The organism is Fodinicola feengrottensis, assembly GCF_039530045.1.
Classification (GTDB): Bacteria; Actinomycetota; Actinomycetes; order Mycobacteriales; family HKI-0501; genus Fodinicola; species Fodinicola feengrottensis.
This window is the reverse complement of record NZ_BAAANY010000008.1, coordinates 116,720-142,120: the sequence shown is the minus strand read 5'-3', so window position 1 is coordinate 142,120 and position 25,401 is coordinate 116,720. Positions and strand designations below refer to the sequence as shown.

21 protein-coding genes are annotated in these 25,401 nt (G+C 66.7%); 10 read left to right on the top strand and 11 right to left on the bottom strand.

From position 1 onward, the window contains the following. Positions 1-72 precede the first annotated feature (72 nt). On the top strand, positions 73-975 hold the full coding sequence (locus ABD301_RS10375; RefSeq protein WP_279582536.1) for a hypothetical protein: 903 nt from the start codon (positions 73-75) through the stop codon (positions 973-975). 13 nt (positions 976-988) lie between these two features. Here ABD301_RS10375 and ABD301_RS10370 read toward each other — a convergent pair whose 3' ends face one another. Together ABD301_RS10370 and ABD301_RS10365 are read right to left on the bottom strand one after the other, a co-directional pair. After that, a complete protein-coding gene (locus ABD301_RS10370; protein WP_344309311.1) occupies positions 989-2,860 on the bottom strand; it encodes a serine/threonine-protein kinase in 1,872 nt (623 codons plus the stop codon). 138 nt (positions 2,861-2,998) lie between these two features. Beyond that, on the bottom strand, positions 2,999-6,562 hold the full coding sequence (locus ABD301_RS10365) for a discoidin domain-containing protein (protein WP_344309309.1): 3,564 nt from the start codon (positions 6,560-6,562) through the stop codon (positions 2,999-3,001). A 429-nt stretch (positions 6,563-6,991) separates the two neighbouring features. Between ABD301_RS10365 and ngcE the strand changes: the two genes are divergently transcribed. Then, positions 6,992-8,419 (top strand): N-acetylglucosamine/diacetylchitobiose ABC transporter substrate-binding protein, encoded by a 1,428-nt coding sequence (ngcE, locus tag ABD301_RS10360; RefSeq protein ID WP_344309306.1) that lies wholly within the window; start codon positions 6,992-6,994, stop codon positions 8,417-8,419. A 2-nt stretch (positions 8,420-8,421) separates the two neighbouring features. Here the strand turns inward: ngcE and ABD301_RS10355 are convergent, their stop codons facing one another. Further along, the gene (locus tag ABD301_RS10355) at positions 8,422-9,096 is read right to left on the bottom strand and encodes a TetR/AcrR family transcriptional regulator (protein ID WP_344309304.1); all 675 of its coding nucleotides are present in this window, start codon (positions 9,094-9,096) and stop codon (positions 8,422-8,424) included. Between the two features lie 104 nt (positions 9,097-9,200). Between ABD301_RS10355 and ABD301_RS10350 the strand changes: the two genes are divergently transcribed. Continuing rightward, positions 9,201-10,385 carry a serine hydrolase domain-containing protein gene (locus ABD301_RS10350; RefSeq protein ID WP_344309302.1) on the top strand — a complete coding sequence of 395 codons (1,185 nt, stop codon included), beginning with the start codon at positions 9,201-9,203 and terminating at the stop codon, positions 10,383-10,385. Continuing rightward, positions 10,382-11,542, top strand: coding sequence for a lactate 2-monooxygenase (locus tag ABD301_RS10345; protein ID WP_163572573.1), 1,161 nt, complete (start codon positions 10,382-10,384; stop codon positions 11,540-11,542). Before ABD301_RS10350 ends, ABD301_RS10345 begins: the two co-directional genes overlap by 4 nt. On the opposite strand, the gene ABD301_RS10340 is transcribed toward ABD301_RS10345, so the two are convergent. After that, positions 11,517-12,752, bottom strand: a complete 1,236-nt coding sequence (locus ABD301_RS10340) for an RNA polymerase sigma factor (RefSeq protein ID WP_344310012.1) — start codon at positions 12,750-12,752, stop codon at positions 11,517-11,519. The genes ABD301_RS10345 and ABD301_RS10340 overlap by 26 nt on opposite strands. After that, complete coding sequence (locus ABD301_RS10335; RefSeq protein WP_163572572.1) at positions 12,749-13,099, bottom strand: YciI family protein; 351 nt, start codon at positions 13,097-13,099, stop codon at positions 12,749-12,751. Before ABD301_RS10335 ends, ABD301_RS10340 begins: the two co-directional genes overlap by 4 nt. A 195-nt stretch (positions 13,100-13,294) precedes the next feature. Between ABD301_RS10335 and ABD301_RS10330 the strand changes: the two genes are divergently transcribed. After that, positions 13,295-13,480, top strand: coding sequence for a YegP family protein (locus ABD301_RS10330; RefSeq protein ID WP_163572571.1), 186 nt, complete (start codon positions 13,295-13,297; stop codon positions 13,478-13,480). Positions 13,481-13,789: 309 nt separating this feature from the next. Here ABD301_RS10330 and ABD301_RS10325 read toward each other — a convergent pair whose 3' ends face one another. After that, positions 13,790-14,281: a beta-class carbonic anhydrase gene (locus ABD301_RS10325; protein ID WP_344309299.1), complete on the bottom strand. Its 492-nt coding sequence runs from the start codon at positions 14,279-14,281 to the stop codon at positions 13,790-13,792. A gap of 225 nt (positions 14,282-14,506) precedes the next feature. On the opposite strand from ABD301_RS10325, the gene murJ reads away from it, so the two are divergent. Continuing rightward, positions 14,507-16,441: a murein biosynthesis integral membrane protein MurJ gene (gene murJ, locus ABD301_RS10320; RefSeq protein ID WP_344309297.1), complete on the top strand. Its 1,935-nt coding sequence runs from the start codon at positions 14,507-14,509 to the stop codon at positions 16,439-16,441. Positions 16,442-16,474: 33 nt separating this feature from the next. Here the strand turns inward: murJ and asnB are convergent, their stop codons facing one another. Continuing rightward, positions 16,475-18,403, bottom strand: coding sequence for an asparagine synthase (glutamine-hydrolyzing) (gene asnB, locus ABD301_RS10315; protein WP_344309295.1), 1,929 nt, complete (start codon positions 18,401-18,403; stop codon positions 16,475-16,477). 107 nt (positions 18,404-18,510) lie between these two features. Here asnB and ABD301_RS10310 point away from each other — a divergent pair, with 107 nt between their 5' ends. Next, complete coding sequence (locus ABD301_RS10310) at positions 18,511-19,170, top strand: response regulator transcription factor (RefSeq protein WP_344309294.1); 660 nt, start codon at positions 18,511-18,513, stop codon at positions 19,168-19,170. Here ABD301_RS10310 and ABD301_RS10305 read toward each other — a convergent pair. Next, complete coding sequence (locus ABD301_RS10305; protein ID WP_344309292.1) at positions 19,149-20,534, bottom strand: sensor histidine kinase; 1,386 nt, start codon at positions 20,532-20,534, stop codon at positions 19,149-19,151. The genes ABD301_RS10310 and ABD301_RS10305 overlap by 22 nt on opposite strands. A 259-nt stretch (positions 20,535-20,793) precedes the next feature. Here ABD301_RS10305 and ABD301_RS10300 point away from each other — a divergent pair, with 259 nt between their 5' ends. Further along, positions 20,794-21,129, top strand: coding sequence for a hypothetical protein (locus ABD301_RS10300; RefSeq protein ID WP_344309289.1), 336 nt, complete (start codon positions 20,794-20,796; stop codon positions 21,127-21,129). A 52-nt stretch (positions 21,130-21,181) separates the two neighbouring features. Here the strand turns inward: ABD301_RS10300 and ABD301_RS10295 are convergent, their stop codons facing one another. Genes ABD301_RS10295 through ABD301_RS10285 form a run of 3 tightly spaced genes read right to left on the bottom strand, consistent with a single transcriptional unit; the run spans position 21,182 to position 23,825 of the window. Further along, on the bottom strand, positions 21,182-21,568 hold the full coding sequence (locus ABD301_RS10295; RefSeq protein WP_344309287.1) for an MmcQ/YjbR family DNA-binding protein: 387 nt from the start codon (positions 21,566-21,568) through the stop codon (positions 21,182-21,184). A 41-nt stretch (positions 21,569-21,609) separates the two neighbouring features. Beyond that, entirely contained in the window at positions 21,610-22,920 is a 1,311-nt protein-coding gene (locus tag ABD301_RS10290) for a VWA domain-containing protein (RefSeq protein WP_344309285.1), read from the bottom strand. 32 nt (positions 22,921-22,952) lie between these two features. Next, positions 22,953-23,825 carry a Gfo/Idh/MocA family protein gene (locus ABD301_RS10285; RefSeq protein ID WP_344309283.1) on the bottom strand — a complete coding sequence of 291 codons (873 nt, stop codon included), beginning with the start codon at positions 23,823-23,825 and terminating at the stop codon, positions 22,953-22,955. Positions 23,826-23,914: 89 nt separating this feature from the next. On the opposite strand from ABD301_RS10285, the gene ABD301_RS10280 reads away from it, so the two are divergent. Together ABD301_RS10280 and ABD301_RS10275 are read left to right on the top strand one after the other, a co-directional pair. After that, the gene (locus ABD301_RS10280) at positions 23,915-24,376 is read left to right on the top strand and encodes a pyridoxamine 5'-phosphate oxidase family protein (RefSeq protein WP_163573665.1); all 462 of its coding nucleotides are present in this window, start codon (positions 23,915-23,917) and stop codon (positions 24,374-24,376) included. Positions 24,377-24,381: 5 nt separating this feature from the next. Further along, complete coding sequence (locus ABD301_RS10275) at positions 24,382-25,350, top strand: NAD-dependent epimerase/dehydratase family protein (protein ID WP_344309280.1); 969 nt, start codon at positions 24,382-24,384, stop codon at positions 25,348-25,350. The last annotated feature ends 51 nt before the right edge of the window (positions 25,351-25,401 follow it).

Below are 25,401 nucleotides of genomic sequence, written 5' to 3'. Positions count from 1 at the left end.
TTGGCCGCTGATCCACCGGCAGACCTAGCTTGGGGTCGCGCCATACCCGTCTCGTACGCCAGGAGATCCGAGTTGTTGCTTCGCATGGCGGCCGCGCTGGCCGCCCTCACTTTGGCCGTACCTTTGCCTTTTGGTGCGCCACACATCCTCACCCACCTCGATCTTGCCGCCGGCCAGCAGCCGGAGAACATTGCCGTCGAGTCCCCGTCGGCCGTCGATGTCACTTTCGGCTTCGCCGGCAAGGTGGCCCGCATCGACCGCTCCGGCGCCGTACGCGTCCTCGCTACGGTTCCGGTGCCGCCTAACGGCGATGTGCCGGGCTCGCACACGAAAATCTTCACCGGTGGCATCGTCATCGACCGGGGCGTCCGCTATTTCGCCGTTTCCACCGGCCTTGCCGCCGACACCGGGATCTATCGCTTCCGGGTGGGACAGCCGGCCGTACGCATGACTGCGTTGCCTTCCAGTGGTTTTTACAACGGGATGGCGTTGGACGCTGTCGGGCGACGGCTGTTGGTGGCCGATTCGGCTCACGGCACGATGTGGCAGGTGCCGCTGTCGGGTCGCGCGCCGTCGATTTGGTCGGCCAGCCCGCTACTCGCCCCCAAGGCTGGTTTCGGTGCCAACGGGGTGAAAATCCATGGCAACTCGGTGTGGGTGTCCAATTTGGACGCCGGCACGTTGGTACGCCTTCCGTTCGTCGGCGTTCCCCGCGTGGTGGTTTCCGGGCTGGGACCAGTGGACGATTTCGCTTTCACGCCCGACGGGCGTTTCGTGATTGCCGCTATTAACCAGGAAAACCGGGTCGTACAGGTCGATCCGTACGGGTCAGGTCAGGTGACCACGCTGTGGACGGCCGCCAATGGACTGTCCAATCCGACCGCGGTCGCGTTCTCCGGCGAGAGCGTGTTGGTGACCGATGCGGCCTACTTCACCCAGCAGGATCCCAATATCCTGACCGCGCGGTGGGGCTAGAGCCACCCGCGAATCAGACGGCGGGCAGTTTCCCGGCGACTGAGGTAGCGATCGTACGAGCGGGGGCGCAGAGCTCGCTGCCGTCGATGTTGTCGCGGTGCACCTTGATGTCGATGAGCTCGAAAATCGGGTCACCGGACCGGTCGGCGGCCGAGCGGTAGCTGAGTTGGGCCAGGCACATGTGGTCGTCGTCGTACTTGGGCTGCAGATATACCGTACGACCAGCGGTTTTGACTGGGGTGCCGGCGCTCGGCGCGCTGTTGTTCCGCTCGTAGGTCACCTCGACCGAGGTCGCGGTGTCCTTACTTTCCCAGACGCAGTCCCAGCCGCCGAAGCCATGGTTCGGGGTGCTGGTGGCCGCCGCGGGCAGCTGGGCCAGAGCCTGCTGGCCGACCAGCGAGCAGGCGTCCAGGCTAGCCAGCGAGGTGGCTGGCAGCGGTGCCGTACGCCGTGGCACCGCCTTCTGGGTGAGGATCCCGAGCGCGGTCCGAGTAGCCGCTTCGGCGATCGCGCAGAGGTTCGCCGGCCCGTCCTGGACGGCTTGCACTCGTACCAGATTGTGGTCGGCGAGCTGCAGGATCCGGTCGCATTCACCGTCCACGAGCGGCGATCTATAGACCGTGATCGGCCCGGTTTTGGTCGCCTGCGCGCCTTCTGGCGGGCTGGACTGCGGGAGATCCAGGATGACCTGCACGTCGATCGGGTCCGCCGCGCTGGTGTGCACGAGCACGTCACAGCGGTTGAAATTGGCGTCCGCGGCGGACAACTCGACGCGCCCGTACTTGGTGAAGTCGGATGTCTTGAGCAAGGCGCAGGGGTCAGCCGTACGCGGATCGCCGACCGTCGCGGGTTTTGCCGCCGCGGACCCGGACGGGCTGGGATCGCGGCCGGCGACCGGTTTGACCGGCAAGCTGTGGCGTCCGACCCCGGACACGAACACCGCCAGCAGGACGACCACCACCGCGACCGCCACTGCCGCGACGCCCACCATCCGGCTCCGCCGCCGGGTCAGCCAACTGGGCCACCACTCGGGCGTACGCTCCGGCAGCCCGTCCGGGCCGAGCAGCGCGGCCGGCACCGAGGGCAGCGCACTGCCGTTGGCCACCTCCGCCAGCGCTTGCGCGGCCTGCGCGGCGGTCGGCCGATCCGCCGGCTCGGGCGCGAGCATCGCCGATATCAGCGGGGTCAACGGACCGGCCCTGCGCGGCTCACCGATCTGCATCCTCGCCGCTTTTCGCAGCGTCTTAAGAGGATTCTGCTCCAGGCCGTAGATGGGCTCGTCCTCGATCGCGGCGAAAAGCGTGGCGCCGAGGGAAAACACGTCCGAGGCGGTGGTCGGGTCGTCGCCGTTGGCCACCTCGGCGCCCATGTACGCCGGCGTGCCGCCGACCTGGCCGCTGTTGGTGACTGTCGGATCTCCCCAGGAAACCCGGGAAATCCCGAAGTCCGCGAGCTTGGCACTGCCGTCCGGGGCGATCAGGATGTTGCCGGGTTTCACGTCCCGGTGCACCACCCCTTCGGCGTGTACGGCGGCCAGCGCGGAGGCCATCTGCGCGCCGAGCGCGGCCACCTGCCGAACGCCCTGGTTCGGCGACTTGGCGATGATCTTGTCCAGGCTGGCCGACCTGACGTATTCCATCACCAGCCACTGCACGTTGCCGTCCCGCACAGTGTCCAGCAGGCCGACGATGTTCGGGTGCCCGAGCCGGGTAGCGGCCTCCATCGCGCGTACGCCTCGGCCGGTGTCCGGTCCGGTGCCAGCGATCTTCAGGGCCACCAGGGTGCCCTCGGCCTGGTCGACGGCCAGCCACACCTCGCCCATGCCACCGGCGCCGATGACGCGCACCAAGCGGTAACGGCCGGCGATCAGCTGCCCCTCTTGCACGTCTCTCCCATCCCCTGACGGTCGCGGGCAGATCTTCCCACGAGGACGGGGCCTGTTGTCACGGTTTCTGCCGTTTCCGCGACAACGGGCCTGATCAGAGGGGTTTTAGCAGGTTGCTGCCAGCTGCCCAAACCGGGGTCAGGAGCCGTACGCCTCCAGTTCGTCGACGAAAATGTACTCGGCGAAACTGCCGTAGGTCTTGGTCGCGTCAAAGCGCAGGTAGCGGGCCGGGACCTGCGGCAACGCGGCCGCGAACCAGTGCGGACCGGCCGGGCCGCCGAGCGTCTTCTGCAGGGCGAAATTCGTCCCGTCCGTGCTGGTGGACACCTTCACGGTGTCCGGTTGGTAGTTGTGTACGCCGTCGTTGTAACGCCAGAACCGAGCCAACGACAGGGTTCTGGTGGTGCCGAGATCGACGGTCACCGTGACCGTTTTCGTGGTTCCCGACTGCATCTGATAGCCGTACGAGCGGTGGTCCGGATAGCCGCCGGCGATGAACCCGTCGGTGGAGTCGTTGGCATTGTCGGGATAGCCCGGGTCAGTGCCCGAGGACGCCTGATATACCTTGCCGCGCGCCAGATTCGTCGGCGCGAGCGCCTGGTTTCCGTACGCGGCGATCTCATCGACGAAGATGTAGTCGGCGTAAGTTCCGGTCTGTTTGGTCAGATCAAGGCGGATGTAGTTCGCCACGGTGTCCGGGAAAGCGATCTCGTACCACTGCCCGGTGCCCCACGCGGCGCTGCCCGCGTACTGGTACGAGCTGCCGTCCATGCTCGTGTAGACATCGACTTTGTCCGGGGCGTAGTTGTGGACTCCGTCGCTGAATTTGGCGAATTTAACAAGGTTGAGGTCTTTGGGCGCGGGTAATTCGACCGTCAGCGACACCGGTTGGTGGGCGACCGCGGACAGCTGATAGCCGTAGCCGATGCCATCCCCATATCCGCCGGCGATGACGCCGTCCGTCGACTCGGTATTGTTGGTGTCCGGGTAATGCGAGTCCGGATTCTCGGATTTTGTGTACGACGCTCCCTGCGCGACATTGACTTCCTGACCGGCCGGCGGCGGGTACGCCTCGATTTCGTCCACGAAAAGGTAATCCGAGACTGGGGCGTAGTGTTTGGTGAAAGTCACCCGGACATACCGCGCCTGGGTGGCCGGGAAAGTCAGGTCGTACCAGAGGGCGTCCTGCCCGTTGGCCTTTTGCACGCTGGCTTTCTGGGTGAAGTTCACCTTGTCCGTGCTGGTCGAGAGCACCAGGCTGTCCGGGTCGTAATGCTGCGCGTAGTTCTCGTAGCGGTGGATTTTCACGCTGCCCACCGACTTCACGGCCGCGAGGTCGACGGTCACTGTGACGGTCAACGGCGTGCTGCTATTCGGTACGACATACCCGTACGAGCGGTGGTCTGGGAAGACCGCGGCGAGGACACCATCGGTGGAGTCGGAATTCCCGTTATCCGGGTAGCTGCCGTCCGTCGCCGGTTTGTCGTACGTCTTGCCGCCGGCCAGGTTTTCCAGCGCCAGGAACGATCCACCGACCTGCAGGTCGGCGATCGAACAGCCGGCCGCCGGACAGTTGTCGCTGGACACCCTCAGGTAGCGCGCCTTCCCGTTGATGCCGACAAAAGTGTCGCCACCGGCGCCGCTGGACGTGGTGTAGGCGTCCGCCCATTTCGTTCCGTCGTACGAAAGCTGGATCTTGTACGCGGTCGGGAAGCTGGCGCCCCAGGTCATCCGGACACCGTCGATCTGCGCCTGCTTGGTCAGATCGACCTGCCACCACTGGGTCCCACCGGCCGCGGATTTCCAGCTGGTGGCCGGATCGGCGTCGATCGCGTTGGCTGGATCGAAACCGCTCGCCGAGCTGGCGGCGGAGAGGGTGCCGGTGGACGCCAGGTTGGTGCCGAAGGTGGGACCGCCGGCGGCGGCCGCGACCAGGGCATTGTGCATCCGGGTGACGAATCCGCTGTCCTGGCTGTAAAGCGTCGCGGTGGTGACGAGCGCGGTGGTGAATGCCTTGGCCAGTGCCGGCTTGGTCTGGCCAATGATCTTCAGCAGTTCCCAGTCCTCGATGCCATCGCGCAGCGACTCCTCGCGAATGGTCGCCTTGACGGTGTGGTGGTCCGGGTCCGGCTTGACGATCCAGCCGTCCCCTTTCTCGCTCTGCTGGGCCATCGTGAACTGCCAGTTGTTGTAGGCCCAGTGCAGATAGCCGGTGGCCCCCAGCTGGTAGCCGTACCACATCATTTCACGCTCGGCGTAGACCGGCTGGTCGATGAACCTGTTCAAATAGGAGCCGGTGGGGATGTTCGCGGTGTAGAGCCAGAACGGTTTGCCCACCGACGAATAGAAACCGCGGTTGGCGTCCGCGGTGATCAGGCTGGGGATGAGGAAACTCTCCTTGGCCGCTACCGCTTCCTCGGACGACTCGATGTTGTTGGCGTCCGAGATCCGGACCGCCGGCCAGATGGTGCGTACGGTCTGGACCGCGGCCGTGTATCGGGAGACCTGGGCGTCGGTGATCTCGTCGGCGATGTGCATCCAGAACATGCCGTCCCATTGTTTGGCATTGATGTGATCGCGCAGGGCCGGCAGGAACTGCGAGTCCCAGTTGCTGACGCCGGCGCCATCGGAGGGCGCGTACGTACGCACCGGATTGCCGGCCGAGTTTCGCGCGATGATCTCGGTCTTCGCGCTGCCATCACTGTAGATCCCGTAATACCACCAGAAACCCTCGAGCTGCTTGACCATGTGCCGGTCGATGAAGAACTGCACGATCTGGTCGAACCTCGTCCAGTTGAAATGGTACGTGCCGGCGGCGTCCAAAGTGGACCCGCCGTCCATCAGCGAGGTGACCAGCGGGATGGGCAGGTCGTTCTGCCGATACTGGGTCATCGAGACGGCGATGTTGTTCATCAGCGCCCACCAGTCGGTGGAATATCGCGCATAGCCGTAATACTGCTGGATGGTGTCCTGCGCGTTGGGATCACCGGTGTCGTCGCCCAGCGAGCCGAAAGCGCTCATCCACATGGAAAGCGTGAACGAGCTGTCGTTGGAATTCGGGATGGCGACGTTCTTCACGTCGACAGTGACCGGAACGCTGGTGTTCCCGGCATCGGTCACCACGGTCGCGGTGCCGGTGTAGACGCCGGCCGGCGTCGAGGTCGGCGCGAAGGCCCGGATCCAGATCGGCTGAGTGGTGTTCGCGGGCACGGTCAGGGTGGTGTTGTTCGACAGTGCGTCCGGGAAGTCACCGGGCGCGGGCCGGACCGGGTTGTCCAGCGGCCACGGCGGTGGCCAGTCGGTGGTGGTGTTGTGGTCCAGGTGCTCGAACTCGACGAACTGGTATTTCAGGTTGGCCGCGGCCAGCGTGTTCGCACCGCTGGTGAGGTCACCAAAGGCCACTTGCTGGATGGTGAACTGCTGGTTCTTGCGGATCACGACCTGCGCCGACTCGTACTCGTTCTTCGCCAGCACCAGCGAGATCGCCTTGCTGGCACCGGTTTTGGGCAGATCGTTCTGGAAGACGTTGACCGACGAGTTCTCCGTCCACACGCTCGTGACCGGATCGGCGGCAGCCGCGGCCGGACGGGCCGCCGGAACAGCGGCCGCGGACTGGGCGGTGAGACCGCTGGCGGCCAAAACAGTGGCCAGAACCGCGAGCGGGACCACGAAACGAGCCAGGACGCGGTGGGATCGGGACATTGGCAGTTTCCCTCCGGGGTGACGGGCCTTCGTTATAAGGGCGCGAGCGTACGGCTGCCAATGCGCTAAACCGCACTAACGCAAGTTCGGTACGGAATTCGACTGGACCAGTTGAGCGCTCCAGGGCCACCCAGAGCCACCGCGCTTGATCTGTCCGCGACCGACAGTGAGTTGCCCAAAGGTCTAAACCATCAGTCCAGCAGCGCATTCGCCCCCCGCGGCCAGCGGTGACCCGTTAGACCACTGGTCCTGTCCAGCGCACGCATCGTCGCAGAGCAGCGACGACCGCACGTTCACGGTTATGGACAACTGGTCTACCGGGAATTCTTCGCAAAGGCCATCGGGAACGGCGCTCGCACTTTCCGGATCGGGCAATCATACGGAAGCATCCGGGGCCACTGGGCGGAACCGTCGGAAAGGCGCTGTTGCATGAGGACGTACGACATCGGTGGAGTGACAGTGGACCGCCGCACGCTGATCCGGCTGGGCGGGGTCGCCGCGCTGGCCGCTGTCCCGGCCACTGGCCTGCTGTCCGGCTGCGCGTTCTCCGGCGGCGACGACGGCAACGGGTCCGCCGGCGCCGGCACTAGGAGCGCTAAAAACCCGCTCGGGGTGAAGGAGGACGCGCCGGTCGAGTTCTTCAACTTCGAAGGCGGCTATGGCAAGGACTGGCCGAAGATCGACACGACCCTCTATCGCGGCCGGTTTCCGCGGGCGAAGGTCACCATCAACGGCGGGCAGCAGCTGAAACAGCAGCTGCAGCCACGTTTTGTCGGCGGCAACCCGCCGGACCTGACCGCCACCAACGACCTCGACCTGCCAGCGCTGGTCCAACAGGGCCAGCTGATGCCGCTCGACCAGTTGCTGCAAGCACCTTCGTTCGACACGCCCGGCAAGACCGTGGCGCAGACGCTGCTGCCCGGGGTCACGACCTTCGGGACCCTCGACGGGAAGATCTACGCGCATCCGTACGTCGACGGGATGTCCGGGATCTGGTACAGCCAGCCGCTGCTGGACCAGCACGGCTGGCAGTATCCACACACGTGGGACGAGATGATGGCGCTGTGCGCCAAAATCAAGGCCGCCGGTATTGCCCCGTGGACGTACCAGGGCAAATATCCGGGCTACATCGTCAATCCGATGCTGAACATCGCGCTCAAGGCGGCCGGCATGGAGCTGGGCCGCACGATCGACAACCTCGCCCCGAACGCGTGGAAAGACCCAGCGCTGCTGGCCACCGCGACCCGTTTCCACGAGCTCGCGGCCAAGGGTTACCTGTTGGAAGGCACCACCGGCCTCACCCACACCCAGGCGCAAACCTATTGGGCGCAACGAAAAGCTGTCTTCATTCCGTGCGGTTCGTGGCTGGAGAACGAGCTGGGCGACATCGCGCCGAAAGACCTCGGGATGACCGTTAACTCACCGCCGAGTCTGTCCGCCAACGAAAAGATGCCGTTCGAGGCCGTACAGGTGAACGTCGGCGGCGACTTCGCCGTCCCGACCAAGGCGAAAAACCCGCTGGGCGGCATGGAACTGCTCCGGATCATGCTTTCCAAGCAGGCGTGCGCCGATTTCACCAAACGTACGAGCGAACTCGTGGTCGTCGACGGCTACGCCGACAACCTCAGCCTGTCGTCAGCCCTCAAGTCCCGGCGTGCGGCGGTCAAGCTGGCCGGCAGCAACCTGATTTCGCTTCCGCACTACCAAACGTGGTATCCGGCGATGTCCAAGGCCATCGAGGACGCCACTTCCGCGCTGATGGGCCTGCAAATCACCCCGGCGGACTGGGTCACCCGCTGCCAGCAGGCCGCCGACACCACCGCGAAGGACTCCACTATCCACAAGTTCCACGCCTGACATCAAGAACCAGCTGATCGGGCCACCAGCCCAATCAGCTGGTTCGTCAGTCCTTCCCTTACGCCGTTGGCAAACATCTCGTCCGCCGGCGGCGCCTTCAGCTCCGCCATCACCTGAGCGACCGCGTGGGTGGGCTTCGCGTACGGCCAGAGCCCAGCGACGGTCACCACCACCGCGCCGACAAACGTCGCAGCTGCCTGCTCACTCAGCTCTGGCACCTGCGCCCGTACGAGCGCGGCGAAGCGGGCGTTGTTGACCGCTGCCCGGCGCTTGAAGCCACGGGCAAAGTCGATCGAGATGTTGCGCTCCAACACCGCGGTCATCGTGCTGATCAGCTCGCACAGCAACGGGCACCCGACCGCCGCGTCCGCGATCGCCGACGCCAGCGCGATTTCCCGCTCGTACGCCCCAGGGCCGAAGCGGACCTGGGGCAGCGCGATTTCCAAGGCGTCCAGCCACTCTCGCTGGGTGCGGTCCAGGATCTCCAGGAAAATCGCTTCCCTGCTGTCGAAATAACGCAGCACGTTGGACTTGGCGAGGCCTACTCGCGCGCTCAGCTCACGCAGGCTGATGTCCGCGATCGGATGCTCGGTGAGCAGCTGCGCGGCCACGTCGAGAATGGCCGCCCGGCGCGCCTGAATCTGCTCCGGCCGGCGCGCCCGCTGGAAGTCCGTCACAGGTCCCAGATTATCAGACCACTGGGCTCTTGATAAGAGACCGCCGGCCCGCTAACGTCGGGTGGACCGGATTGCTCACCAGAGTGTCTGAAAGGACTTTCACTGTGACTGTACACGGAACTGTCCATAAAGGATTCGAAGCTGTCCGTGACGGTTTCACGCAAGGCCAGAAGGACGATGTCGGCGGCGCCCAGCTGGCCGTCTATCGAGGTGGGGAGCTGGTCGTCGACCTGTGGTCCGACCCGTCCCAGCCGGGCGATCGGCCGTTCGACGGTGACACTCTGCACGTACTGATGTCCTGCACCAAGGGCTTCACCGCCACGGTCGCCCACCTGCTCAGCGAGCGCGGCCTGCTCGACTTCCAGGCGCCGGTGGCGAAATACTGGCCGGAATTCGCGGCGAGCGGTAAGCGGGACGTCACCGTACGACAGCTGATGAACCACAGTGCCGGCCTTTTCGGCTTCACTCCGTCGGCTGGCATGGACGGACAAGGATTGCTGGACTGGGATCTGTGCACCAGCACATTGGCCGAAATGGCGCCCTTGTGGGAACCGGGCACGGCTTTCATGTATCACATGGTCACGTACGGATATCTGGTCGGTGAGGTTATCCGCCGCGTCGCTGGAAAAACCGTCGGTCGCGTCTTCGCCGACGAGATCGCCGGCCCGCTTGGCCTGGACATCTGGATTGGCCTGCCCGAGTCCGAGGAAGACCGGGTGGCGACCCATTTCAGCACCTTGCCGGTGGTCAGCCTCGACCAGCTCAGCGAGTTGATGCGCAGCGCGGGCGTCGACGTTGAGCACCCCATCGCCCGTACGCAGCTGAGCAATTTCACGTCTTTGGCCCAAGGGCTGGCCATCATCAACGAACGTGCCGGTCACGCCGCCGAAGTGCCGGCCGCCAACGGCATCGGCAATGCCCGCTCCATCGCCCGGCTTTACGCGGCCCACCTCGGCGAGGTCGACGGTTTCCGCGTCCTGCGGCCGGAAACCATCGAGGCCGCCCGCATTCCGCTGACCGACAACCTCTCCGCACCACCGCCGCTGGACGTTCTTCCCGCCGACTATCCGCTGCGCTTTGGCCTCGGTTACGAGTTGTCCCGTGCCGGCAACGTGATGCTCGGCGAAACCAGCTTCGGGCATGCCGGCGCCGGCGGCCGGCTCGCCTTTGCTGACGTGGCCAGTGGCATGTCGGTCGGCTACACCTGCACCAACATGGCCTGGGATGCACAGCGCGGCCCGGATGCCCGCTGGCTCCCCTGGATCAGCGCCCTCGGGAGCGTGGGATGACCGACCGGGCCGGTTTTCAGTACGAGATCTACGCAACCGGGCTGTTCAGCGGGGCGGTCCCCCAGCTGCCCACCGACTTGAGCCAACTGGAGGCGGCGGTCGCCGCCCATCTCGCTCCCGGCCCGTACGGATATGTCGCCGGCTCCGCGGGCGACGGCAAGACAGCCGCGGCGAACCGCCGCGCATTGGACCGGTACGAGATTGTCCCGCGAATGCTACGAGACGTCGGCAGCCGAGACCTTTCCACCGAACTTTTCGGGAAGAAGCTGTCCAGTCCACTGGCCCTCGCGCCCATCGGCGTACAGTCCATCGTCCATCCCGACGCCGAGACAGCCGCCGCGAAAGCCGCCGCCGCCCAACAGGTGCCATTCGTGCTTTCGTCAGCGTCCAGTACGCCCATGGAGCAGGTCGCCGAGGCAATGGGCGACGCGGAGCGATGGTTTCAGCTCTACTGGCCAAAAGATCCCGAGGTGACCAAAAGTTTCCTCAAGCGGGCCAAAGACTCGGGTTACCGCGTGCTCGTCGTCACCCTGGACACCTTCATCCTGGCCTGGCGCCCGCGCGACCTCGACCAAGCCTACTTGCCCTTCTTGCGTGGCGTGGGAACGGCGAACTATTTCAGCGACCCGGCTTTCCAAGCTGGGCTGGACAAACCCGTCGAGGAAGACCCGCAGGCAGCGGTCGGACATTTCATCCAGATGTTCAACGATCCCACCAAGACCTGGGAGAATCTGCCCTTCCTGCGGGAAAACTGGGATGGCCCCATCGTGCTGAAGGGCATCCAACATCCCGACGACGCCCGGCTCGCCGCCGACGCCGGCATGGACGGCATCGTCGTCTCCAACCACGGCGGCCGCCAGGTCAACGGCGCGATCGGTTCCGTCGACGCACTTCCCGGCATCGTCGACGCCGTCGGGGATCACCTGGAGATCCTCTTCGACAGCGGCATTCGTACCGGCGATGACATCGCCAAGGCCCTCGCACTGGGCGCCCGCGGAGTTCTGTTGGGCCGTCCGTACGTTTACGGACTCGCCCTGGACGGCCAAGTCGGCGTCGAACACGTCATCCGCTGCATCCTGGCCGAGTTCGAGCTGACCCTGGCCCTGTCCGGCCACTCGACCCCCAGTTCCCTCACCCGCTCCGACCTCCGGGGCTGAGGGTGACGAGTCGCCGGCGCAGGTGATCGGCCTGCGGTTCGTTCAGCTCCAACGCGAGCGCCCGCTCGTACGCGTCGGCGGCCTCGGTGCGGCGGTCGAGGCGACGCAGCAATTCGGCTCGGGTCGCATGCCACCACGGGTACGCCGCCAGGCCGCTGATTTCGTCCACAATGGACAGTCCGGCGGCCGGCCCGTCCCGCTCACTGATCGCCGCCGCGCGGTTCAACCGGACGACCGGCGTGTCATTTACGGACAGCAACACGTCATACCAGGAGACGACCGACTCCCAGCTGGTCTCGGCATAGCTTGGTGCGAGCGCGTGACAGGCGGCGATGGCGGCCTGCACGACATAGCTGTCGGGACGGTCCGGCGTACGCCGCAGCGCCACGCCGATCAGCTGCACGCCTTCCTTGATCGCGCCGGGATTCCAGCGCGACCGGTCCTGGTCGGGCAGCAGGATCAGGTCGCCGGACGGTCCGACCCGCGCGTCGCGGCGGGCGTTCTGCAGCAGCATCAAGGCCAGCAGCCCGAGGACCGTCGGCTCGTCGGGCATCAGCTCGGCCAGCAGCCGGCCGAGCCGGATCGCCTCGGCCGCCAGCTCGGTACGTACCAGCGCGGCACCTCCACCGGCCGCGTAGCCCTCGTTGAAGATCAGGTAGACGGTCGCCGCGACGCCGGACAGCCGGCTGGGCAGCTCGGCCGGCTCCGGCACCCGGTACGGGATGGCGGCCTGCCGGATCTTCTGCTTGGCCCGGGTCAGCCGCTTGGCCATCGTCGCCTCGGGCACCAGCAGGCCGCGGGCGACCTCGCCGGTGGACAGTCCGCCCAGCGTGCGCAGGGCAAGCGCGACCTGGGCCTCCAGCGACAGGGCCGGGTGGCAGCAGGTGAAGACCAGCCGCAGAAGATCGTCGTGGATAGTCTCCGCCGACTCGTCCTGCGGATCAGTCGTCCAGTCCATCGCCGCCGCCTCCTTGCCGGCGCGCCGGGCCTCTCGACGGATCACGTCGACGGCCCGGCGCTTGGCGGTCACCAGCAGCCACGCGCGCGGGTTGTCCGGCGTGCCATCGCGCGGCCAGGTCTCCAGCGCGCGAACGACCGCGTCCTGGGTGGCGTCCTGGGCGAGGTCGACGTTGCCGGTGACCCGGATCAGCGTCGCGAGTACGCGCGTACCCTCCTCGCGAACCAGCCGCGCGACGGCGTCCAATCTCAGGCCGGGAACTGGATGACTGGACGCACCTCGACGGCGCCGTCCCAGGCCGCCGGAAGGCCAGCGGACATCTTCACCGCCTCGTCCAGGTCGGCGCATTCCAGCAGGTAGAAGCCGGTCAGCGCCTCTTTGGTCTCGGCGTACGGCCCGTCGCTGGTGACCACGTCACCGCCTTTGCCGCCGGACACCCGGACAGTGGTCGCGGTAGCCGTCGGATAGAGCGCCTGTCCGCCCCGGATCACCGCGGCGGCGGACTTGGCGAAGTCCTCGTATCCCTGCAGATCGCCGGCTTGCTCAGGCGCCGTCCAGTCGACGTCACGGGTGTAGGTGAGTGCCACGTACAGAGGCATGTCGCTCCTTGGTAGGTCCGCCGCCGGCGCCGATCGCCGGCATTCAGATTAAGGACGAACGGCCTCCGCCGCGAAGGACATCTTGGATGGCTCAGTTTTCGACGCGCACCAAGCGCTTGGGGTCAAATCCTGCTACAGCGTGTCATGCGCGAGTACTGTCTTGCCGTCGGATCGCCTCACACCAAGGAGCTGGACATGGCGGGCAAATTCGAGATCTACGAGGACGCGGCGGGCAAGTTCCGGTTCCGGCTGAAGTCCAGCAACGGCCAGATCGTGGCCACCGGCGAGGCGTACGAGAGCCACGCCGCGGTCGTCAACGGCGTCGAAGCCGTCCAGCGGGCCGCCGACGGCGCGTCGGTGGACGACCAGACCAAGAAGTAGCGAACATCGCTGCTGGTCTTCAGGTGGGCTAGGTAGTGTCTGGTTATTCCGGGGGGATGAGAGTCGAGATCCAGAAGTTGGCTGCTGGTGCCGTGGGGAAGCCTTCATAGCAGCGCTATGGGGGCTTTCCCACGGTGCCTGCAGGCGGCTTCTGGGCTCGGCTATCGCCCGGCGGAATAACCAGACACTGCCTAGGCGCTGATCCTGTCGCGGGGCGTGCGTTCTTGCTGTTGGTCATGGGCGAATCCCGCACTTTGCTCGGGGAAAGTGCGGGATTTCCCATGATCAACGAGGTTGACAGAAAACGGCCTAAGAAACGACCTCGATAAGTTTCCCAGTGGCCACGTCGAAAACGAACCCTCGGACGCTCTCGGTGTGCGGGATAAACGGGCTGGCCTTGATGCGGGCGATGGACTGCTGTACGTCCTCGTCCAGGTCCGGGAACGCTTCCGCCGCCCAGGTCGGCTTGATGCCGGTTTCTTCCTGGATGGAGCGGCGGAAACCGTCGTCGGTGAAGGTGAGCATGCCGCAGTCGGTGTGGTGGATGAGGATGATCTCGGTGGTGCCCAGCAGCCGCTGGCTGATCGCGAGGGAGCGGATCTCGTCATCGGTGACGACGCCGCCGGCGTTGCGGATCACGTGGGCTTCGCCTTCGGCGAGCCCGAGGATGCCGTAGACGTTCAGACGGGCGTCCATGCAGGCCACCACCGCGACGCCCTTGGCTGGCGGCAGCGGCAGCGGGCCGGTGAAGCTCGCCGCGTAACGGGCGTTGTTCTCCAGATACTCATCCGTCACGGACATGATGTTTCTCCCGCCAGAGGGGTGGACAGCGACGACCGGAGCATGCGGCAAGGTATGCGCATGTGGTGATATCCCGGCCTTCCTCCTTGGTAGTGACGAAGTGTTTCCGGAAGGTTGCCACCGCCGGGCGAGGCATCGGGGGCTGGTGGCCGAACGGTACTATGAGCTGGGCGTACCCAAGCGGCAACTGGCGGAGAAGGTGTACGAAGTCGTAAGTCAGCTGGCGTGAGGCACAGTTCCCCGGACGACGCCGACGAGCCGACCCCAGGCCGTCAACCGGACGACACCGGTCGGTGGCGGCGTCGGCGCGGCAGCGGTCGAGCCGTCGGTACGGCCAAGGTCGGCGAGTCGGTCGGCGCCGTCTACGTGTCCTCATGGGTAAGGGCCGGCGAGAACGCCAGCGAGGCCGATGTCGGCGCCATCCCGGTGATCTCGATCGTGGAGATCCCGCAGCTGATGAGCGGCGGCCTCGACCAGACCGGCCTGCTCGACCTCGGTGGCCCGATCCCGGCGCTGGACGAACCGCAGGAGAAGGAAGATCGCGGCGCGGCCGGGGTGGCCAAGAACTCCGCGATCATGGCCCTGGGCACCATCGCGTCCAGGGCGACCGGCCTGCTCCGGCAGGTCATCATCACCGCCGCGGTCGGCTCGGCGGCGGTGTCCAATGCGTACACGTACGCGAACAACCTGCCGAACCAGGTGTACGAACTGCTGCTCGGTGGCGTGCTCGCCAGCGTGGTGGTGCCGTTGCTGGTCAAGGCGCAGAAAAACGACCCGGACAAGGGCGAGGCGTTCATCCAGCGGCTGCTGACGCTGACGATCGTGCTCTTCACCGCGATCACCGCGGTCGCCGTGGCGGCGGCGCCGCTGCTGACCGACATCGTCACTCCGGACAAATTCCGTGCGGTGCCGGGAAACGCGTCGCTGACGACCAGCCTCGCGGCGCTGATCCTGATCGAAATCCTGTTCTACGCCATCGCCGCCGTGCTCGGCGCGGTGCTGAACAGCCGCGGCAAATTCGCCGCACCGGCCTGGGTGCCCGTGCTCAACAACGTCGTGGTGATCGGCACCGCGGCGGTTTTCGCCGTCATGCACGGCGGCGGAGCCCTGACGATCTCGTCCCTCACGGTGCCGGAAATCGTCGTCCTGGGCGCCGGCACCTCGCTCGGCATCGCCGTGCAGGCGGTGGCGCTGTGGATTCCGATGCGCCGGCTCGGATTCCGCTGGAAATGGCGCTGGGACTGGCGCGGCACCGGCCTCGGCGAGACCCGGTCGATGGCCGGCTGGCTGATGTTGTACGTGGTGTTCAGCCAGATCGGGCTGACCATGATCCTGCGCGCCGCCGGCAGTGGCAGCGCGGATGTCGGCTCGACGGTCTACAACAACGCGTTCATTCTTTTCACGTTGCCGCACGGCCTGGTCGCGGTCAGCGTCATCACCGCGCTGCTGCCCAGAATGAGCCGCGCGGCGGTGGAGGGCCGGCTGGCGGACATCACCGACGACCTGTCACTGGGCACCCGACTGTCCTCCACCCTGCTGGTCCCGGCGACCGCGGTCGCGCTGTTTTTTGGCCCAGCGGTGGGCGTCCTGCTCTACGCGCACGGACACACCACGGTGGCGCAGGCCCAGCTGACCGGGCAGGTGTTCGCGATCGCCGCCATTGGCCTCGTCCCGTACGCGATCAGTCAGATCCAGACGTTCGTGCTCTACGCCATGCGGGACGCCAAAACCGCGGCGCTGATCAACATCCCGGTGGTGCTCGTACGAGTCGTCGGCGTGCTGGTGCTGCCGCTGTTCAACGTGGGCGGCTTTTTGTTGCAGGCACTCATGATCATCAGCACTTTGTCGTACGTGCTGGCGATGGTTCTCGGCGCGGTCATCCTGCGCCGCCGGCTCGGCCCGCTGCAGCTGCGCCGGACTTTTTCGGCGGTCGGCCGGATCGTGCTAGCCACCGCACCGGCGGCCGCGCTCGCGGTCGGCGTGCAGTGGCTGGTCAGCTCCGCGTTGCCGGCCACCATGCCGGAGTGGATCGCGGCCGGGATAGCACTGTTGCCAGCGCTGGCTGTCGGCGGCGCGGCCTACGTCGGATTCGCCTTTCTGTTGCGGGTACGGGAAATCCGCGAGGTGATCGCGCAGGTGCGCCGCCGAGTCGGCCGTTAGAGGGCTTTGGACGACGAAGTCGTCTTGAGCCCTCTAACTCGCCGCCAACAGGGCCGGCCGGATAGGTACGTCCACCTGCACCGGGTCGATGAACTCGCGCATCCACAGCTCCAGGTTGAAAAGCCGCCAGAACGCCATCGTGTCCACTGTGGACCGACCGCGGATGAACTGCCGGAAGGCCTGCTGGGTAGCGGCCTGGTCGAAGTACGGCCGGGAGCCGAACGAAGCCGACGAGAAGACCTCCAGCACCGGCCCGGTCATCTTCCGGAACCAGGCGTCCTCCGGAGTGGTGAAACCGATCTTCTTCCGGCGCCGGTTCACCACCGACGGCAGCAGCCCGGCGGTGGCCTCGCGGAGCGCCCGCTTGTTCCGGCCCGCGTGCACAATCGCGGTGTCATCGAGGCTCCACAGCGTCCGCAGCAGCTCGGTGGTCAGGAACGGCACCCGGCCCTCCAGCGAGAACCGCATGGTGTTGCGGTCTTCGTAGCGAAGCAGCGCCGGCAGGCTGTGCCGGAACAGGTCGTCCTCCAGCCGCACCTTCAGGTCGTCGGTGACGATGTCCATCCGCTCGTCGGCGTGCCGGCCGACGAAGTCGTGGGACAGCAGGTCGGTCACAGTACGGCCGGTCCGCATCAGCACCTTGTCGGCCACCTTCGTCCGCCCCAGCCCCCACAGCAGGCCGCTCACCGAGGCCAGCTCGGCCGCGGTGGCCGCGGTCCGGCCGGCCCGCCGCAGCTGCCGGGCGTGCACCAGGTAGTAGGGGATATAGCCGGCCATCATCTCGTCGGCGCCCTGCCCGTCCAGCATCACCGTGACGTGCTGGCTGGCCTCTTTCATCACGCAGTACTGCGCGTACGGGCCGGTGGAGATGACCGGTTCTTCCTGACTACGGACGAAATCCGGCAGGTCGACCAGGAAGTCGCGGACCGACGGCTCGATCTTGTGCACGCGTACGGACGGGAGGCTCGCGGCCACCGCGTCGACGTACCGCTCCTCGTCGTTGGTCTCGCCCGGGAACACCGCCGAGAACGTCTGCTGCTGATGGCCGATCGCGCTGGTCTCGCTGTCCTGCCCAGCCAGCAGCTCGCTGACCGTGGCGGCCACCGTCGACGAGTCGAGCCCACCGGACAGCGCGGTGCCGACCGGTACATCGCTGACCAGCCGACTGCGGATCGACGAGCGCAGCGCGTCGGCGAACCGCTGGCGCGCCGCGTCGTCGTACGGCCGCGGGGTCCGCGCCAGCGACCGGAGGTCGGCATAGAGGCTGGTGTACGTCCGCCGGCTGACCCGGCCGGCCGGGCTGATCACCGCCAACTCGCCCGGCATCAGCCGGCTGATGCCGGCGAAGAAGGTGCGCTGGGTGTCGTCGTGCACGCGGAACTGCAGGTAGCGGTAGACCGTCGTGTCGTCCGGCCGCGCCTGGATCAGGCCGGTGGCCAGGATCGGGCGGATCTCACTGCTGAAGAAGACCCGGCCAGCGCCGTCCTCAGCGAGATAGAGCGGCTTGATGCCGAACTGGTCGCGGACCAGCGTCATCTGTCCGGTCACGGTGTCCGCGATGGCGAGCGCGAACATGCCGTCGAACCGGTCGAAAGCCGCCTCGCCCCACTCGATCCAGGCGGCCAGCACGACTTCGGTGTCGCTGGCGCTGGAAAACGTGTGCCCGGCCGCCACCAGCTCGCCCCGCAACTCCCGGTAGTTATAGACCTCACCGTTGTACGCCAGCACGTACCGGCCATCTTGCGAGCGCATCGGCTGCGCGCCGCCGGCCCGGTCGATCACCGCGAGGCGGCGGTGCGTAAGGCCCAGGCCGGCCTGCACGAAAGTGCCATCCCCGTCCGGCCCGCGGTGCACCTGGGCCCGTGACATCCGCCCCAACAAAGCCATTCCGTGCGACGAATCCACCCCGATATATCCCGCTAATCCGCACATATATATCCAACTTCCCAGCTCAGCTGTCACCATTGACCTGCCGAGGAGACCTCTTGGAACCTGAACCTGCGCTGAACGTCTTCAGCGTGCGTTCAGCCAAGGCCAGCGACACTGGGGCCTCACGGGGAGGAGCGGGCGTGCGAGTGCTGGTCGTTGAGGACGAGGTCCGGTTGGCCGAGACGGTCCGTCGAGGCCTGGTCGCGGACGGTTTCGCCGTCGACGTCGAGCACGACGGGACAAGCGGGCTCTGGGCGGCGACCGAGGTCGCGTACGACGTGATCGTGCTCGACATCATGCTGCCCGGAATGAATGGCTACCGGGTGTGCCAGCAGCTGCGGGCCGCCGACGTGTGGACGCCGGTGCTGATGCTGACCGCCAAGGACGGCGAGTACGACCAGGCGGACGCCTTCGACCTCGGCGCCGACGACTACCTGACCAAGCCGTTCAGCTTTGTGGTGCTCACCGCACGGCTGCGAGCGCTCGTCCGTCGCGGCGGACCGGTCCGGCCGGTCCTGCTGACGGTCGGCGACCTCGTACTGGACCCGGCCCGCCGGCGGGTCGAGCGGGCTGGTGCGGAGGTCCAGCTGACCGCCCGCGAGTTCAGCGTGCTGGAGTTCCTGATGCGCAACCGCGGCGATGTGGTCACCAAGTCCGAGATCCTGGAGAAGGTCTGGGACGCCAACTTCGACGGAGACCCGAACATCGTCGAGGTCTACATCGGCTATCTGCGGCGAAAACTGGACCAGACCCGGATCGAGACCATCCGGGGCGCCGGCTACCGGCTCGCGGACGCCTGACCGTCCGCCTCCAACGGCAGGCGGACCTCCACGGCTGTGCCCCGCTCGGGGTTCAACATCTGGACGGTCCCGCCATGGGCGGCGACCACCTCTCGTACGATCGCGAGTCCCAGCCCGCTGCCGCCGTCCAGCCGCGTCCGGCTCTCGTCCAACCGTACGAACCGTTCGAAGACCTGGTCGCGGTCCTCCGCCGGGATGCCCGGCCCATCATCGCGAACCTGCAGATACGCGTTGCCTCCCAGCGACCAGAGGCGCAGCTCGACGGACGCGTCGGCATACCGCTCGGCGTTGTCGGTCAGGTTGCGCAGCACCTGGCCAAGCTGGTGCCGGTCGCCACGGACCCGGACCGCGGCGACCTGCGCGGTGACCCGTACCCGCGAGTTGGTGGCCAGCCGGCGACGCTCGGCGTCGACCAGGTCGTCGAGGTCGACGTCCTCGATGTCCAGCCGCAGGCCGCGCTCGTCCACCCTGGCCAACAGCAGCAGGGCGGAGGTTAGCCGATCCAGCCTCACGGTCTCGTCGTAGAGCATGTCGACCACCTCCGCGTCGGAGGCGCTACTCGTACGGCGGAGCAGCTCCAGGCCAGCCTGGACCGTGCTCAGCGGGCTGCGCAGCTCATGACTCGCGTCCGCGACGAACCGGCGTTGTCGACGCACCGACGACTCGAGCCGCTCCAGCATCTCGTTCATCGTCTCGGCGAGCTTGCCGACCTCGTCTCGGGCCGCCGGCACCGGCACCCGGGAATGCAGGTCACGCACGCTCATGACGGACACTCGGCGGCGGATCTGCTCCACCGGCCGCAGCGCTCCACCGACGAACCCGAAGGTCGCCGCACCCACCACCAGCAGCAACAACGGCCCACCAATGGACAGCAGGGTGACCAGGTCGCTGACCCCGTCGCTGACCGGCTGCAACGAGCTGCCGGCGAGAACGACGACCAGCCCGTCCGGGGTGGTGACCCCGATCGCCACGATCCGGAACTCCTCGTCCGAACCCGGCAGCGTTCGGTCCTCGCGGGCGATCTCACCGTCACCCGGCCGGAGGCGGGAGATCGGCGGCGCGGTGGCCAGCGAGTCGCTGCCGCCCAGGACCTTGTTCCTGGCGCCGACCACCTGAAGGATCGCGTCGTCTCCCGGGCCCGACTGGGCCGACAGGAAGCGGTCGTCGACGCCGTCCCGGGAGATCTCGCTCACCACGCTGTTCGCCAGCTGCACGGCAGCCGAGTCCGAGTTGTTGACCAGGGCATCTTGGTACGCGTACACGAAAGCGGTGGTGGCCAGCCCGTACGCGAAGGCGACCACGAGCGTCGCGGCGAGCGCCGACCGCACCCGTACGCCGACGTGCCGCATCACCCGCTCGATCACGCGCCATCCCTTCGCTGCCCTGACGGTAGCCGGTGCGGCAAGATCGTCCCCTTGCCGACGGATCCGCAGCGTACAGCCGTTCTCGCCCTGCACTGGCAGGTGAACGTGATCAAGCCGGAAGGCTTCTTCGGCGCCGCCGAGCTGCCTGCATAGCCAGTGATCCGACACGTCTAATATTGCTTTCAAAACCACTACAATTGCTATTCAACCAGCATCAAAAGGCTTGCTGGCAAGGCTCACGCAGGCCGACACTGCCCGCATGACAAAGAGACGTTTCCTGATTTTCGCCACCACACTGGCCGCGATCACAGCCGCGGCCGCCATCCCGGTTGGCGCACAGGCGCAGCCAGCGCTACGAGAGACCTGCCCGATGAAGGCCGGAAGTGCGGTTACCGCCGCGCCGGACCCGAACAGCAAGATCCTCGCCTGGATCGACACCGGCGAGCGCTTTGAGTTCGACGAGCGAGGCGGCGGCTACACATACGGCACCGCCGTACTGAGAGGTCCCCAGTACGTCTACGGATACGTGCCCACCGGAGACATCGCAAATGACGGTGAGAGTGTCGGTGCCGAGACCTGTCTTGCCATGAGCTGACCGGCCGTACCGGTGGGACCATGGCCGTTGAACCGCGGCTCAACGATGGTGGTCAAGCGTCGAAGGCCGCGATAGCCCGCTTGGTGGCGGCCATCCGCCAGGCCTGCTCCAGCAACGCGTCGACCTCGTCCCAGTCCGGCTTGCTGGCCGGGTCGAGGCCGACGCCGACCCAGCCGGACGGCCCCACGTAGGCCGGTACGAAGTAGCTGTCCGGGTCGCCGCCAACCAGCGCCTGCTGCTCGCCCAGCGGCGCCTTCACCCAGAGCGCGAGCCGGCCGTCGCCGTGGTGGTCGACCACGAACCAGGCAATCCGCTTGCCGCGCAACAAGTAGCCGGTGTGCCCGTTCCGGTCATCGGGCACCACGTCCGGCAGCCGCTCGATCAGGCCATTCAGCCTGGCTCGAGCGGCGGCCACGTCCTTCTCGCCCCACTCCGCCATAACGCCACGCTAGCGGACCCGCGTCCGATTGCACCTCCGGCTCAGCGCAGGATGCCGGCGGCCCGGGCGGCGCTCAGCCAGTCCGGGAACTCGCCCAGCAACAGCTCGTACAGCTCGGCGTCGGACACCTGATCGACATCGTCGAGGGCGAAGAAGCCGGCGTTGTCGACCACTCGGCCAGACATCTCGTCGAGCGTGTGCAACAGGCCGTAGTCCACCGCGGCCAGCTTGCCGAACGGTCCGAACGGCTCGGACCGGCCGATCCCGACGAACTGCCAGAACACCGGCTTGTGGGCGGCCTGGATCATCAAATCGGTGATCTCCCGGCGCTTGTGGAAACCGCCGTCGGTAAAGAACAGCACCAAAGTCGGCACCCGCGGGTCGGTCGCGCTGTTGAGCACCGCGTTGATGATCGGCAGCTCGTCGTTGACCATCCCGATCGAGTCGTAGTGCATCCCGCCGTGGGTGCCTTTGAGGTGCAGGAACTCCGCCGGCCAGGTCTCCAGGTCGGCGACCCGCAGGTCCGGCAGCCGCAGGAAGGTCTTGGCGTAGAGATATGCCTCCAGGGCGCCGTCGTCGTCCAGCTGGATGGCCACCGGCACCATTCGCTCGACCACTCGGTTGACGACTTTTTCCTGGTAGAGCTTGTACATCGAGCCGGTCTTGTCCATCACCAACACGACTCGCGCGCGTACGTCCGCGGCCCGCTTGGTCATCAGCACCTTGGCGACCTCGCGCTTGCGCAGGTCGAGTTTTTGCCGTTTCTCCAGCGAAAGCCGCTCCTCGCCGGGAACCGTACGCGGCTGCCCAGCCGCCGGGGGTGCTGCTTGTCGCGGTACGGCCGCCGCTGGAGCCGGCGTCTCGGCCACGTCGATGCCGTGTTCGCGCAGCACCGCGGCCAGGCCCGCGGCCCAGCCCTGCGAGACATTGCGGACCTTCCACGCACCGGCCCGCCGATAGATCTCCACCAGCAACGCGGCGCGCTCGGAAGAGAACCCGCTGGCCGCGGCCCGGACCGGCGCACCGCCGCCGGAAACGGTGACGCCGAGCGACGCGATGCTGGCCAGCGAACCCTGCACGGAGTCGTCCAGCGAGACCGCGACGGCCAGCACGGCCACGTCCGCCGGCACCCGCGAGAGGTCGACCTGGACGGTGTTTCCGTTCAGCCGTACGGCACCTTCCGGCGACTGCGGCTGGTTGAAGAAGACGAGATCGTTGTCCGTACGCACCCGACGCTGCTCGGTCAACTGCAGGACCATGAGGTCCACCGACCCCTGTTTGGCGCCTTCCACCCCCACCTGCAGGCTCGTCCCGGTCAGCGCCGTGTTCGCGCCCCTGTCCAGCTCGGCCATCGCCCGCGTCCCCCTTCGCCTGTCAACGCTTCCTAGAGACTACGGGTGGCTTGCTCGATAACTCGTTGAAGCATCAGCCCGCGATGCACGTCCAGGGGGCCAGAAGTGCCCTTTCGTACGGCTTGGGCAAACTCGGCCCGCAACAAGGACCAGCGATCCTTGGCATCGAGATCCGCCGCGTCGAAGGTCAGCACGCCGGAACCGCCGTACAGCTCCAGCCGGGTAACACCGCCGCGAACCCCGACAGATCCGGAAAAAGACGCCTGGCTGACCAGGCCGCTCTGATGCCGACAGGTGACCTCGACCCAGCGGTGCGGATCGCCGGCCGCGGTCACCGACTCGATCGGCCCCAGCGCCGCGTCCAGCAAGTCGAAAACGTGCGGCCCGAGGTCGAGCAGCACACCATCGACGAGTCGCCAGCCCACCGCGGCCTGCTGGCCCGGCCGCAAAAGTCCGTGCACGAACAGCGATCGCGCACCCAGCGCCGGGAATGTCTGCGCCTGGGCCAAGAAATCCCGGGTCACCTGCTGGTAGCGAAAACTCAGTACCACCTGCGACACGACGCCGGCCGCGTCCACCGCTTCGGTCAACGCGGCCGCCGACTCCAGGTCGCCGGCGATCGGTTTGTCCAGCAGCAGAGCCTTTCCAGCTCGCGCGGCCGTGATCGCCAGCTCGCACTGGACCGCCGGTGGCACCGCGAAAGCGACCGCGTCACACAAATCCAGCAGTTCCTGGTACGAGCCGGCGACCGCGCAGCCGTGCTCCCGCGCCAGCTCACGGGCGGCCTCCGGGCGCCGCGCCCACACCGCCGCCAACCTTGTTTCGGGCCCAGCCGCGAGCATCGGGGCGTGCGTTTCACTCGCCCACGGCCCCGCGCCGACCAGCCCCACCGACAACGCCTGCATCCCACCAACCTCCACTGTGGACAGGCGCATAGTTTAAGCGGTGTAGTCGCAGAAGACCTGCACGAGTTCACCGATCAGGAGGACCACCAATGTCACGCCGAGACGCGATCACCATGACCGAGGACGAGGTCACCGCCTTTCTCGAAGACCAGCGGACCATCGTGGTCGCCAGCGTCGGACCGAACCAACGCCCGCATCTGGTGCCACTTTGGTACGTGCCGGTTGGTCAGATCATCGAAACGTGGACGTACGGCAAAAGCCAGAAGGTCTATAACCTGCGCCGAGACGCACGGGCCACCGTCCTCGTCGAAACCGGTGACTCGTACGACCAACTGCGCGGTGTGTCGCTGGAATGCGATGTCGTCATCGACGACACTTTGCAGGAAGTGACCCGAATCGGCCGTACGATGGCCGAACGGTATTCCGGCGGCGCCCTCGACGAAGCCGGCGTCGCCGCGATCCAGAAGCAGGCTTCCAAACGCGTGCTGCTCCGCTTCGTACCGACCGCCGCCGTCAGCTGGGACCACCGCAAGCTCGGTGGTGTTTACTAGGGTATATGCGCATTCTCGTGCTCGGCGGCACCTCGTTCGTGGGCCGCGCGATCGTCGACAACGCCCTGCGCGGCGGAGCCGACGTGACCCTGTTCGGCCGCGGCAAAACCGGCGCCGACCTGTTCCCCGCCGCCGCCAGACTGATCGGTGACCGCGACACCGGCGACTATTCGGCTCTGCGCAAGGGAGATTGGGACGCCGTCGTCGATGTCAGCGGATATGTGCCGCGGCACGTCGGGCAGGCAATGGAAATGCTCGGCGACCGGGTCGGCCGGTATGTCTTCATTTCCAGCCATGCGGTCTACGTACGGGACAGCCTGGCTCCCGGCAACGACGAGAGCACGCCACGCCGATCGCCCGTACGCGACACCGAGGAACTCCTCGAAGAGACTTACGGGCCACTAAAAGTGGCCTGCGAGGATGACGTCACGGCCCGCTACGGCTCGCGTGCGACCATCGTTCGCCCCGGCAAGGTCGCCGGCCCGTACGACAGTATGAACACTTTCACGTACTGGACCCGCCGAGCCGTCCGCGGCGGCCGCGTCGCCGTTCCCGGCCACCCCGAGCAGCCGGTCCAGATCATCGATTCCCGCGACCTCGCCCAGTTCGTCGTCCGGCTGATCGCCGACGACCGCCCGGGCGCCTTCACCGCTGTCGGCCCAGCCGAACCCACCACCCTCGGTGGCCTCATCCACACCTGCGCGGAAGTGGCCGGCACCACGGTCGAACTCGTGCCCGTCACCCTTGCTCCCATGCCACCGATTTTCCCTTTGATCAAGCCGCGATCCGCCTGGAGTGGCCAGCAGCGCAGCGCCGCCAAGGCGCGCGCCGCCGGCCTACCCGCCACTTCGCTGGCCGTCACCGCCGCCGACGTGCTCAACTGGGACCGCGACCGCGGTGAGCCCCCGTTGGGCCGTGGCTTTTCCCCCGAAGAAGAGGAAAAGCTCCTCGCTTGTCAGGTGAGCGACGATTAACGGCTGAGGCCTGCCCTTATACGTGCCCCGAAGGTGTTGCCCAGTGGTTCG

Excerpts from the sequence above, each read along its gene's own strand:
- ABD301_RS10330 (WP_163572571.1), top strand. The coding sequence starts at position 13,295 with ATGGCGGGCAAATTCGAGATCTACGAGGACGCGGCGGGCAAGTTCCGG.
- ngcE (WP_344309306.1), top strand. The coding sequence starts at position 6,992 with ATGAGGACGTACGACATCGGTGGAGTGACAGTGGACCGCCGCACGCTG.
- ABD301_RS10335 (WP_163572572.1), bottom strand. The coding sequence starts at position 13,099 with ATGCCTCTGTACGTGGCACTCACCTACACCCGTGACGTCGACTGGACG.
- ABD301_RS10285 (WP_344309283.1), bottom strand. The coding sequence starts at position 23,825 with ATGCAGGCGTTGTCGGTGGGGCTGGTCGGCGCGGGGCCGTGGGCGAGT.
- ABD301_RS10345 (WP_163572573.1), top strand. The coding sequence starts at position 10,382 with ATGACCGACCGGGCCGGTTTTCAGTACGAGATCTACGCAACCGGGCTG.
- ABD301_RS10275 (WP_344309280.1), top strand. The coding sequence starts at position 24,382 with ATGCGCATTCTCGTGCTCGGCGGCACCTCGTTCGTGGGCCGCGCGATC.
- ABD301_RS10295 (WP_344309287.1), bottom strand. The coding sequence starts at position 21,568 with ATGGCGGAGTGGGGCGAGAAGGACGTGGCCGCCGCTCGAGCCAGGCTG.
- ABD301_RS10300 (WP_344309289.1), top strand. The coding sequence starts at position 20,794 with ATGACAAAGAGACGTTTCCTGATTTTCGCCACCACACTGGCCGCGATC.
- ABD301_RS10290 (WP_344309285.1), bottom strand. The coding sequence starts at position 22,920 with ATGGCCGAGCTGGACAGGGGCGCGAACACGGCGCTGACCGGGACGAGC.
- ABD301_RS10280 (WP_163573665.1), top strand. The coding sequence starts at position 23,915 with ATGTCACGCCGAGACGCGATCACCATGACCGAGGACGAGGTCACCGCC.
- ABD301_RS10365 (WP_344309309.1), bottom strand. The coding sequence starts at position 6,562 with ATGTCCCGATCCCACCGCGTCCTGGCTCGTTTCGTGGTCCCGCTCGCG.
- ABD301_RS10325 (WP_344309299.1), bottom strand. The coding sequence starts at position 14,281 with ATGTCCGTGACGGATGAGTATCTGGAGAACAACGCCCGTTACGCGGCG.